Origin of the sequence: Streptococcus mitis, from assembly GCF_003942775.1 — a bacterium.
Lineage (GTDB): Bacteria > Bacillota > Bacilli > Lactobacillales > Streptococcaceae > Streptococcus > Streptococcus mitis_CN.
In genome coordinates, this window is the sequence record NZ_RJNX01000033.1 from 1 (window position 1) to 517 (window position 517).

The 517-nt window shown below is 48.4% G+C and carries 1 protein-coding gene; it reads right to left on the bottom strand.

What is annotated here, in order from left to right; all coding sequences use genetic code 11:
* Positions 1 to 517: Rib/alpha-like domain-containing protein (locus D8848_RS10750; RefSeq protein ID WP_260467313.1), on the bottom strand; the 517-nt coding region annotated here is incomplete at both ends.

Here is a 517-nt window from a genome sequence, read left to right on the forward strand (position 1 = left end):
TCGCCTGGTTGTCCTACGGCTGTATTTGGTGCGCCATCTTTCCATTCAAACGTTGTTTTCGGTGGTAAGCTGTCCACATTGCCAATGCTGTTTCTTGCTTCTGGTACTGCTCCATTGTCCACTGTTTGGACTGTTGGTTCTGGTTTGTACGTGTCTGCTTGTCCTTTGACATTGACTTTCACTGGAACTTCTTCGCTTGTGCCATCTGGGTAACGAACGATCACTGTTCCGGATACTTCGCCTGGTTGTCCTACGGCTGTATTTGGTGCGCCATCTTTCCATTCAAACGTTGTTTTCGGTGGTAAGCTGTCCACATTGCCAATGCTGTTTCTTGCTTCTGGTACTGCTCCATTGTCCACTGTTTGGACTGTTGGTTCTGGTTTGTACGTGTCTGCTTGTCCTTTGACATTGACTTTCACTGGAACTTCTTCGCTTGTGCCATCTGGGTAACGAACGATCACTGTTCCGGATACTTCGCCTGGTTGTCCTACGGCTGTATTTGGTGCGCCATCTTTCC